Here is a 10,863-nt window from a genome sequence, read left to right on the forward strand (position 1 = left end):
ATAGCTGGTTCTTCCGTTTTTGTATTTACGCTTCGCGATGACGAAAGCGTCGCGTCACATAACGTTTGACGCGATCAAATGTCATCGTATAATGATACAGATAACGAACGACGAGCGCACCCGTGATTGAGACGAGGTACCCCGTCGATAAGACGAGTAACCAGGAAACAATCGCGAGGAACCATGAACTCTCGAATCGTAAATATTGCCATTGTAATCCTTCTGATGAGGTAATCAACATGGCGCCCGGGAAAACGGAGGCAGCGAGTAAGTAACAAGCGGCGTAGCGTCCTCTAATAGTACCTTTCATCAACAAAATACTACCAAACACTAAGCCGACGCTCGAGACGATGAGTAACATGACGACATAAGCAAGCGAAATCGATGATCCCAGCATATGCCTTCCCTCCTGTTCGGTATGTTACTATTCTGTACCCCTCTTTTCATCGAATGAATGCAAAATTCGTAAAAAAATCGGAAACAATATCCAGATGAATACCGCGTTACTGAATCCATGAAGTAAGTCAAACGTTCCCCCGGTCACAAGTAATGTCAAAAAGGCTTGCCACGAGAACCCGGTTAATACCAAGAAACCGAGATTGCTCACCCATCCATATAAAAAGCCAGCAAAAAAACCATACCCGGTCAATACGATTCGGGATCGAAGAAACGGAATGAATCCTAAACTGGCAATCGTTGCATACGCCAGCGCCTGAAAGAGGACGAACGGACCGCTTCCTAAAAATAAACTCGTCAATACGACGACGAGCATCCCAGAGATAGCACCGGCGATTGGATGAACGAAGACGGCTACTAATAAGACGATGGCCGTTGCCGGCTGAATGTTCGGCAAACTGGAAAACAACAAACGTCCAACGATTGCCGCTGCCGTCATGATAGCGATGAACCGTAATCGTTGATCTGTCACCTGAAGTCTCTCAAACATGATCAAGAACAAAGAAACGATCAGAACCGTTACGACGATCATACGAACAACCGACTTTCTTGTAAAAAGTGCTTCGTTGGTCCATCGAAAGCCACTTCTCCGTGCACGAGATAGATGATCCGCTGTGCTGCCCGAATTAGAACTGGATCATGCGTCGCCATAACGATCAGATTCGTTGGATTCTGCTTCCACGATGCGACAAAATCCATTCGTGCGCTGTCATCAAGTCCAGCCGTCGGTTCATCAAAGTAATAGCTGTCTTTACTCCATTCGATACCGTCCAAGAGACGTTTTTTTTGCGTCGTAAAACTACCGCTTCGATTGTCTAATGGCGCAAGCATCGGATGCGCTGGTACATAATGCGTCTCCCCCGACCGCCGGACTTTTCCGTATAGCGGTCGCTCGACACCGAGCGCGAGCCGGAGTAACGTCGATTTCCCACTACCATTTGCACCAATGATCGCAATCCGTTCGCCTTGATGAAACGACAATTTTTCTGTCACGAGTGCATAGCGTGTCTGTAACGGATAACGGTGTTGGACGTTTTCGATCCGATTCAGGACACGACCTGTCAGTTCAGTGGCGCGACTCGTGATCGCCAAGTCGGATTGGATCGTCATCGAGCAATGGATCTGACAACCAAACCGTCGTTCGATTTCTTCAAGCAATCCCATTAATCGCTTGCGTCTGACATGATCAAGAAAGAGAAACGGTTCCGACAAAAAAAGTGTCTTCGGTGACGAAGACAAGGCATGACCGAGTCCGACGAGCTGTTGTTCCCCAGCCGAAAGTTCACTCGACTCCGCTTCAAAAAAGGCTTCTAAGCCAAGTAAGGTCGCGAGTTCTCCGGCTCGAAACAAGGAGACGGTCGCAAGCAAGTCCCGGACACGTCCATGTAGGAGGCGCTCTGGTGTCAAGACCGATTGATCATGTTCGATTGCCTGATGTCGCAGTCGCTCTTCTCGATCGTTGTCGGTATACATGATAGGCATCCCGCATTCCTCCCTTTGTAACTAATAATGATATTGGTAGCAACAGAGCCGAAGCGATTGCCCATGATGTGAAACAAAGCAGGACTCCCATTGTTAGCAGGACTCCGGTCTGAACATCCCGTCGCGCGAACGGTCGTAAACGAGACGGTGCCGCTTCGATCGGGATGATATGATAGGCCGCCATCCGTTCCAGACGAATGCCAAGCGACGCATCAGGATGACTCATCTTAACCTCCGGCCAAGTCCGTAAAAACGAGGGAATTAGTGCCAGCACCATACCCGTCAATCGTGTTAGTCGGGGTAGGAAACGAAACAACGGTCCCATCTGATCAAGTCGAACTAATGTGAAGATCCATTGACTTGAGGTGACGAATAATGTCACCTGGATCGTCGTTTCGTATATGGCAAACGAATCGATGCTTGCTCCATATAAGAGTGGTACACACATCATGACGGCATAGAGAGCAGGAAGTAAGAGATATCGAAAAATAGTCCGCTCTTGAACGAATAAGAACAAGAGTAGATGATAGACCACGATGATCGTTTGATCGTGTGTGAGGACGAATGGAATCGTAATCATCCCGATGAAAAAGAGAGCGACGTTCACTGGGTGAAGTCGCTCCCGTTCTGGTTTACTCAAAATAAGCCATTGCATCTTTTTCAAACCGCCATTCGAGACGGTCTCCTTTTTTCAGTTCATAACTCCCGGCACCGACTTCCCCGGGTTTTCCGTTGACACCGAAGACCCAGCCACTCCCTGCTCCAGCTGACTTTTCACGAATCCCATCGACTGCCGTTACATATGCCATCTCACCTTTACCTGTTTTAACGACATCAAGCGTTGTATCTTCAAGCGCATCCAGTGCTGTATCTTTTTTATTTAAACACACGTCTTTATCGAATAATGTCTTGTCCTTGACGTGATCCACGACCGACACCTTGACTTCGGTCTCACAAGACGCTGTTTGTTGTTCCTCTTTTGCTTCTGCGCAACCGGCAAGTAACACGATACTTGCAGTAAATAACCATTTTTTCATCGTACGACTCCTTTTCGCCTTGAGGTCTCAAAGCTGTAATTGTATAACAGAATGGTTTTGTCTCGTAATGATTGACCGTCAGACCGCAGATAGGTCAGGCGAATCGCATTCGCTAAGACATCGTCCCCTGTATTAACATACGGAATAAGTTTTCCTTTGTCATCAATCAAAAATACTGTCGCATCCTGCAGACTAAACGTTTCGTAGAGCCCATCGAGATCCATCTCGACATAGGGGGTTTTGGAATCATGTAAAATCTCATGCATCGAGAGTTTTCGTAACGTCTCAAACGATTGGTTCGCATCAATCAGTTTTTGATAATACGATATCAATGATTTTGTTGCCAACTCTTCACGTGGTCGATAGGAAATCGTTCCGGTCAACTCTTGATAACTGACATCATAACGAATGAACCGTTTCGGAGTTTGGACGAGCATCTCAAACGAAGCATTCCGTAGATTCCCGCCTCGATCGAACATTAGCTGGCTTTGTTCCAACCGTAATCCGTCTTCTCCTACACGGCGTTCGACTTGTGCGAGAAAGCGATCGAACGAATCATCCGTGATGGTCACGCGACCAATCTGTTGAGTTTCTTCCCGCAACGTTCCGGCATCAAACGGTCCGAGGAACAGTTGAAACAGGAAGAACAAGAACCCGAATAATGCCATGTATCGTTTATAACGTGAATTCTTTTTTGGATGCAACACGATCAAAAAGATGATGATGCCGAGCGGTAATTGAATATCATAGACTGGAAACGACACGGCGCCGAGGCACGCATAAAAAATGAACTTCATATACAAGTAGGTTTCTTTTTCCGTTCGCCGTTCAAGTAAAAACGCTAAGCCACTAGCAGCCAGTAAAAAGAGTGCCCATAAAATGAGAAAGTCCATCTTTTACCCTTTGACCGGGACGACCCGGTGATCAAACATGAGATGGCTGTTTGCAAATACTTCTCGTGCCTCTTGTTCCAGTACTTCTTCTTGATCGACATAACGCGCAGATACGTGCGTCAAGAGGAGCTTTTTTACCTGCGCCGTATCCGCGATGACAGCTGCCTGTCGAGCGGTCGAGTGACCGAAGCGTCCCGCATGTTCGACTTCTCGATCGGCAAACGTCGCTTCATGGACTAATACATCGACATCTCGCGCGAGCTCTATCGACGCCTCGCACGGCATCGTATCGCCAAGAACCGCTAGCTTGACACCTGGTTTGGGAGATTCTAAAAAGTCAGACGATGCGTAGACCGTGCCATCGAATTCAAAGGTTTCTTCCAGTGTGATTCGGCGATAGAGTGGACCGGAAGGAACTCCAAGTGCCTTCAGTGCATCGACACGCAATGCCCCACGCTCTTCTGGTCCTTCTAGGCGGTACCCGAACGCCGGAAAACCGTGTTCAAGTGACCGCACCGTCACGCGGAAACCATCTTGTTCGTATGTTTGACCATCTTCGACTTCAACGATCTGGAGTGGATAACGTAAATAGGTTCCTGTAATCCTTAATGTCGCATCCATCCATTCCTTAATCCCTGTCGGTCCATAGATCGTTAGCGGTGTCGTTCCTTCTAAGGCAGCTCGCGTACTGATAAATCCTGGTAATCCAAAAATATGATCCCCATGTAAATGGGTGATGAAGATCGCGTTGACTTTTCGTGGTTTAATCGGACTATGTAAGATTTGATGTTGCGTCGCCTCTCCACAATCGAACAACCAGGTCATTTTGGGGTGTAACAAGGCAATCGAAGTAACGTTCCGTTGTTTTGACGGCATACCGGCTCCTGTCCCTAAAAAATAAAATTCCATCTTTTTCCCCTTTTCGTAAAATTAGCATTTTTTATACACAAAATACACCTTTCGTTTGTTGAAGCATGGTAAACTGTACCTATTCAGATTTGGAAGGTGGTTTTTCCATGACTAAGATTGAACGGACATATGCCCGGATCGTCCGGGAAGCCCGTAAACTAAACGAGAGTTATCGGCAAAAATACGGAAAGTCGATTCAAATCGATGAAATCGCTTCGACCTTATTATGTACAGAAGAACTCGTTTTAGAGTCTATGGAATATGTGGATCGTCCTCAAGTAGTTTAATCGTACAATGATAAAGAGTGTATCGCAATGTCGCGATACACTCTTTTTGTGTTCCATCAGCTTATTTGTTCGTGATGTAATCAACTAACGTCACACAAAGTTCCGCTGTTTTGACGAGTTCTTCGATTGGCATCTTCTCATTCGTCGTATGGATATCTTCATATCCGACCGCCAAGTTAACCGTTGGGATACCGAAACCAGCGATGACATTGGCATCTGATCCGCCACCAGAATGCAAGAGACGTGGTGTACGTCCAAGTTGTGTGATGGCTGCTTTTGCGACTTCGACAACTTGATCTCCATCTTCGAACTTGAAGCCTGGGTACATGACTTTGACTTCTACTTCGGCACGACCACCGAGTTCTGCCGCTGCTTCTTCAAACGCCGCTTTCATCTTCTCAGTCTGCGCTTCCATCTTCGGAGCAACAAGTGAACGTGCTTCCGCGAAAATTTCTACATAATCACAAACGATGTTCGTTGATGGACCACCACCGCTGAACCGTCCGATGTTAGCTGTCGTCTCTTCATCAATCCGACCGAGTGGCATCTTCGCGATGGCTTTTGAAGCAATCGTAATCGCCGAGACCCCTTTTTCTGGTGCGACACCAGCGTGAGCTGTTTTTCCAAAAATCTTCGCATTGACTTTTGCTTGGGTTGGAGCAGCGGTGATGATGTCCCCTACTTTTCCGTCTGAATCGAGTGCGAAACCGTAATCCGCATCAATTTTCGATGAATCAAGGACCATCGCCCCAACAAGTCCAGATTCTTCACCGACTGTAATGACGAACTGGATTTTTCCGTGTGGTTGTTTTGTCTCATTGAGTACATGAACGAGTTCAATTAGTGAAGCGAGTCCCGTTTTATCATCTGCTCCAAGAATCGTCGTGCCGTCCGTCTTGACATAACCGTCCTCGATGATTGGTTTGATTCCTTGACCCGGGAATACTGTATCCATATGGGAAGTGAAATAAATTTTATCGACCCCGTCTTTTGTTGCCGGAAGCGTGACGATCAAGTTATTTCCTTTGTGTTCCGTCTTAGACGAAGCGTCATCCTCAAAAACGTCACATCCGAGATCCTCAAACGTTTTTTTCAAGTGAGCACAAATCCGTGCTTCCTCTTTTGATTCCGAATCGATCTGGACAAGCTCTAAAAACGTATCCAATACGCGTTGTTCATTGACCATGACAAAAACCTCCTCTAATATACTTCAATCCAATAGCGCTTTATTAGTATACCATCCTGACAGCCATTTGCACTTCTGAAAGGTTGTTTGTACAATGGCAGTAATCAGTCGATATGAGAGAGGAGGACATGACGATATGGCAAGACCATCGAAACAACAACGGATCATTAAATGGACGACGATCGGAATCTTAGCGATTTTCCTACTCGGAACATTCGCTTCAACGATGTTCTATTTCTTTTGATTGACGTAGCGTTGTTTGAGACGCAAATATTGCTCTGCTTCCTGCAGCATATGCAACAAGGCAGATCGAACCTCGAACTCCTCCCGCGTGACGGGTAAGGCAGAGGCACGAAAACGCGTCAATAGCGCTTCTAGTTCTAAAATGTATACCATTGCGTCGGCTTCAGGTCGGACATTGTCGCCAATCGTCCGAAAGAAGGCGGCGACTTTTTTTCCTTCTTCGACGACGAGAACAAGTTCCTCCGCATGATGGACGATGCCACGTAGGAGCTCGAATTGTTGTTCGCGCATCCGGAAATAGGCATAGTCCTCATCGTCATTACGTCGACCGATCGCATTCCCCATCCGTTTTAAGGCAGCATCTTTTCCCTCATGTAACAGACGTTCCGTCTCGTCAAGCGTCAACGCATGATGATTGACTCGCCCTGTCTCGATCGCGGCCGCGACTTCATAGAATAAGGACGCGATCCGTTGATCAATTTTTTCCCGTCGGTCGTCGATCAACAAATCAAGACTTGGCATGTACATGTTGACAAGCATTCCGACACCAACACCAATTCCGAGCAATAAGGATTCATTCAACAGGATGTGTGCGTTGAGCTGACGTTCCGTATACAAATGTGTCAGTATGACGACACTCGTGATGAAACCGTCCTGAAGTCGGAGGCGTTGAACGGATGGAAGGAATAAAATGAAATAGATCAATAGCGTAACCGGACGATAACCGATGACTTCGAACAGAATGAATCCAAGTACGATGGCAAGTAATGACGCCATGATCCGTTCGTAAGACGACCGAAACGTCTTCTTTCGTGTCGATTGGATACTCAAGATCGCAATGATCGCAGCGAAGACGTAATAATCGAGCTTAAGTCGCTCCGCAATCCACATCGCGAGCGCGGCAGCGACTGCCGTCTTCAGCGTTCGATAACCGATTTGCATCAGGTTCACCTCCCTTTTGTTTTTCTTTGTTAGACTACCTACGTTGGACACGAATGTCCATTGCTTTTTAAAGGACGTGATTTTCTTTGACGACACGCACTATCCGTCCTGGTCGCCCCGTGCGCCGGGCTAGCTCACTGAAAGGGTTACTCTTCTTTTTCCTCATCGGCATTCTCTTGTTCTTTTGGCTTCGTGAGGAACCGAAGACAGTTTTATCCCCACCGGCTCCTTATACAGCTGAGCGCTATGAGAAAGGTACAATCAACGAACAAGACTTCCAAACGTTCGCCGAGGCAAAGGAGTATGCGGGTCAGCGTGGTGCGGTAAAGCGCGCTTCCGATGACCGCTACGTCTATCTCGGTGGACAAGGTACCGGAATCGTCGATGATCGTGGTATTCTGTCGATTCATCATGACGCCGATTTAAAGAAACGGCTTACCTATGTCGCTTCCGGCACACGCGTCCAATTGCTTCAGTTCGGTGAACAGACGAGTCGCGTCAGCGTCGCAGGCGCAACTGGTTATGTTCCAACGGATCGCTTACGTCCGTTCCCGGCAGAACGTGTCTCGAATCCGTCGTACTATCAGACGAAGGGAAATCGACTCCTTCACTACATCGTTGCTGACGGTGGACTTGGTGGATTGATTGTCGCTGGTGAAGCGACGAACGCGACGTCTCGGACGAGCAAATACGTCGAATCGAAGACACTGACACGTGATTTGACGAAACCGACGCGCCTGAGTGCCAAACAACTCGATGCGTTCATCAAGGAGCAAGCGCCGGACAGCCCTTTGGTCGGGAAAGGAAAAGTCTTTAAGTCCGTTGAAAAGAAATACCGGGTCAACGCAGCCTACCTGCTTGCACACGCCATCCACGAATCCGACTATGGACGGTCTGAGATTGCCCGCGAAAAAAATAATCTATTCGGCGTCAATGCGACGGATTCTGCCCCGGGAGAAGATGCGACTGCTTATAAATCCTTGACGGATTCAATCGAGCAGACCGGCCGATTCATCGCAAAGGACTATCTTAATCGGGATGGACGTTATTTCCGCGGGGCTTACCTCGGGAACAAACAAAAAGGAATGAATGTCTTTTACGCGTCAGACCCCTTCTGGAGCGAAAAAATCGCTGGTATCCTAGTGAAAATGAACGCCTTCTAAATCCGAGATATGATACACTATAGGGCGAGACAACAATCATTGAGGAGTGAACACGTCATGGAAAAAGTTTTAGTATTTGGTCATAAAAATCCTGATACCGATACGATCACATCGGCAATCGCTTATGCAGAATTAAAAAAAGCGCTCGGTGTCAATGCCGAAGCAATCCGTCTTGGTGAGATGAATGATGAAACGTTATTCGCGCTCGATACGTTCAAAGTTTCAGCACCACGTCTAGTGACAGAGGTCGCGACAGAAGCGTCACACGTCATCTTAGTCGACCACAACGAACGTCAGCAAAGTGCGAACGATATCGACGCTGTTACCGTAACAGAAGTCATCGATCATCACCGAATCGCAAACTTCGAGACATCGGATCCTGTCTATTACCGGGCAGAACCAGTCGGTTGTACAGCAACGATCCTTAACAAGCTCTACAAAGAGCATGGTGTTGCAATCAAACCAGAAATCGCTGGTCTGATGCTATCAGCGATCATTTCTGACTCGCTTCTGTTCAAATCACCGACTTGCACAGAGCAAGATATCATCGCAGCTCGTGAACTCGCAGAAATCGCCGGTGTCGATGCGAACGTCTATGGTCTTGAGATGCTCAAAGCTGGAGCTGATCTCTCGAAGAAAACCGTTCCTGAATTGATCTCACTTGACGCAAAAGAATTCACGATGGGAACACTCAAAGTCGAAATCGCTCAAGTCAACACGGTCGATACAGCTGAAGTCTTGCTTCGCCAAGAAGAACTCGAAACAGCGATCAACGAAGTCATCCTTGCAAAAGGTCTTGATTTGTTCGTCTTCATCGTCACGGATATCTTGACGAACAACTCAGTCGGACTCGTCCTCGGGAAAGAAGCGAATCTCGTCGAACGTGCTTATGGTCTTGAAGCGACGAACAACCTCGTCTACCTCGAAGGTGTCGTTTCACGTAAGAAACAAGTCGTTCCTGTTTTAACAGATACAGCTCTTGCAACACAATAAGTAAAAAAAGAAGGAGTTCGCTCCTTCTTTTTTGAATAAAGAATATGAATGGCTGTTCATTCATTACATAAAGGAGGAAGCAATATGACACAAACGATCATGGTGACGGGTGGAACGAACGGAATGGGGAAAGCGATGGCGCTCGCCTTAAAGGAAGCTGGCTGGAATGTCGTCGTCACAGGACGTGACGCAGAACGCTTGCGACTGATGGATGAAGCATTGGAACAGATTCAAGGCGAGCATCTGACGATTCAGATGGATGTCCGTGACGCGGACGCTTGTCTTGCTGCTGTCAAGCAAGCACGCGAACGGTTCGGTCGTCTCGAGGCATTAATCAACAATGCTGCCGGGAACTTCATCTGTCCGACCGACGAATTATCGCCGAATGGATGGAAGACGGTCATCGATATCGTCCTCAACGGAACATTTAACTGCTGTCACGCTCTTGTCAAGGGTTGGCAGGAAGATCAAGTCGCTGGCGGTCAAATCGTCAATATCGTCGCTTCTTATGCATGGCAGGCAGGTGCGAGTGTCGCTCCGAGTGCTGCTGCAAAAGCCGGCGTGCTGAACTTGACGCGGACGCTTGCCGTCGAATGGGGCTATAAATATCAAGCCCGTATCAACGCGATCAGTCCGGGACCGATCGAACGAACGGGTGGTGCCGATAAACTCGCTTTATCACCAGAACACGCGGAACGAATTCGCCGCAACGTCCCACTCGGTCGATTCGGAACACCGGAAGAGATCGCGACGCTCGCAACCTGGATGGTATCAGATCAAGCCCGCTACTTGAACGGAGAATGCATCGCTCTTGACGGTGGTCATTGGTTAAATAAACAACCATTCTGATGATTGAGATTTAATTACTTAAGAAGTCGTTCTCCACAAAGATAAGAATGACGCGTTTCACGCCACTCCTACAGGAAAAAGCGCATTTTTGCGCTGTCAGAGACGAACAAGATCTGCTTTCCTGCTTGAATGAAGCAGGAAAACTAGCTTGTGTCTCGCCTGAGGAAAGAGCGTGAAAAGACGCGGCATTCTTTTTTGGAGTCAGCCCCTTACATTCGTCTCGAACTATTTTTCTTTCTTTTCGCTATGTTTATGAATTATATAGAACAGGTAGAAAGTACAAGAAGGAGGCGATCATATGTGGGGTGCGTTCGGTTGGGGTGCGTTAGCAGGTGGCGCCGTTGTCATTGGCGCCTTGTTTGGACTGTACTTACCCTTAAAACAACGACTGATCGGTTACATCATGTCGTTTGGAACAGGAAT

At 47.5% G+C, this 10,863-nt stretch carries 13 protein-coding genes; 4 read left to right on the forward strand and 9 right to left on the reverse strand.

Annotated elements, in window-relative coordinates:
• Positions 1 to 25: 25 nt before the first annotated feature.
• Genes B2751_RS02995 through rnz form a run of 7 tightly spaced genes read right to left on the reverse strand, consistent with a single transcriptional unit; the run spans position 26 to position 4,777 of the window.
• Positions 26 to 397 carry a hypothetical protein gene (locus B2751_RS02995; protein WP_056060317.1) on the reverse strand — a complete coding sequence of 124 codons (372 nt, stop codon included), beginning with the start codon at positions 395 to 397 and terminating at the stop codon, positions 26 to 28.
• A 27-nt stretch (positions 398 to 424) separates the two neighbouring features.
• Positions 425 to 928, reverse strand: a complete 504-nt coding sequence (locus tag B2751_RS03000) for an ECF transporter S component (RefSeq protein ID WP_290772710.1) — start codon at positions 926 to 928, stop codon at positions 425 to 427.
• A gap of 56 nt (positions 929 to 984) precedes the next feature.
• Entirely contained in the window at positions 985 to 1,938 is a 954-nt protein-coding gene (locus B2751_RS03005) for an ATP-binding cassette domain-containing protein (RefSeq protein WP_290772712.1), read from the reverse strand.
• Complete coding sequence (locus B2751_RS03010; protein WP_290772714.1) at positions 1,874 to 2,593, reverse strand: hypothetical protein; 720 nt, start codon at positions 2,591 to 2,593, stop codon at positions 1,874 to 1,876. Before B2751_RS03010 ends, B2751_RS03005 begins: the two co-directional genes overlap by 65 nt.
• Positions 2,571 to 2,975, reverse strand: coding sequence for a DUF4430 domain-containing protein (locus tag B2751_RS03015; protein ID WP_290772717.1), 405 nt, complete (start codon positions 2,973 to 2,975; stop codon positions 2,571 to 2,573). Before B2751_RS03015 ends, B2751_RS03010 begins: the two co-directional genes overlap by 23 nt.
• Positions 2,972 to 3,868: a hypothetical protein gene (locus B2751_RS03020; protein WP_035409016.1), complete on the reverse strand. Its 897-nt coding sequence runs from the start codon at positions 3,866 to 3,868 to the stop codon at positions 2,972 to 2,974. Before B2751_RS03020 ends, B2751_RS03015 begins: the two co-directional genes overlap by 4 nt.
• Before the next feature lie 3 nt (positions 3,869 to 3,871).
• Positions 3,872 to 4,777, reverse strand: a complete 906-nt coding sequence (gene rnz, locus B2751_RS03025) for a ribonuclease Z (RefSeq protein ID WP_290772720.1) — start codon at positions 4,775 to 4,777, stop codon at positions 3,872 to 3,874.
• A 107-nt stretch (positions 4,778 to 4,884) separates the two neighbouring features.
• On the opposite strand from rnz, the gene B2751_RS03030 reads away from it, so the two are divergent.
• Positions 4,885 to 5,064, forward strand: coding sequence for a hypothetical protein (locus B2751_RS03030; protein ID WP_023467629.1), 180 nt, complete (start codon positions 4,885 to 4,887; stop codon positions 5,062 to 5,064).
• Between the two features lie 61 nt (positions 5,065 to 5,125).
• Here the strand turns inward: B2751_RS03030 and B2751_RS03035 are convergent, their stop codons facing one another.
• Positions 5,126 to 6,250 carry a M20/M25/M40 family metallo-hydrolase gene (locus tag B2751_RS03035; protein ID WP_056060303.1) on the reverse strand — a complete coding sequence of 375 codons (1,125 nt, stop codon included), beginning with the start codon at positions 6,248 to 6,250 and terminating at the stop codon, positions 5,126 to 5,128.
• A 231-nt stretch (positions 6,251 to 6,481) separates the two neighbouring features.
• Positions 6,482 to 7,435: an aromatic acid exporter family protein gene (locus tag B2751_RS03040; RefSeq protein WP_035409021.1), complete on the reverse strand. Its 954-nt coding sequence runs from the start codon at positions 7,433 to 7,435 to the stop codon at positions 6,482 to 6,484.
• 86 nt (positions 7,436 to 7,521) lie between these two features.
• Between B2751_RS03040 and B2751_RS03045 the strand changes: the two genes are divergently transcribed.
• From B2751_RS03045 to fadH, 3 genes are all read left to right on the forward strand, one after another.
• Entirely contained in the window at positions 7,522 to 8,598 is a 1,077-nt protein-coding gene (locus tag B2751_RS03045) for an N-acetylglucosaminidase (RefSeq protein WP_290772723.1), read from the forward strand.
• A gap of 57 nt (positions 8,599 to 8,655) precedes the next feature.
• Positions 8,656 to 9,591, forward strand: a complete 936-nt coding sequence (locus tag B2751_RS03050) for a manganese-dependent inorganic pyrophosphatase (protein WP_035409025.1) — start codon at positions 8,656 to 8,658, stop codon at positions 9,589 to 9,591.
• 84 nt (positions 9,592 to 9,675) lie between these two features.
• Positions 9,676 to 10,440, forward strand: coding sequence for a 2,4-dienoyl-CoA reductase (fadH, locus tag B2751_RS03055; protein WP_290772727.1), 765 nt, complete (start codon positions 9,676 to 9,678; stop codon positions 10,438 to 10,440).
• Positions 10,441 to 10,863: the final 423 nt, after the last annotated feature.

It is taken from the genome of Exiguobacterium sp. UBA6282 (assembly GCF_002440475.1).
Classification (GTDB): Bacteria; Bacillota; Bacilli; order Exiguobacteriales; family Exiguobacteriaceae; genus Exiguobacterium_A.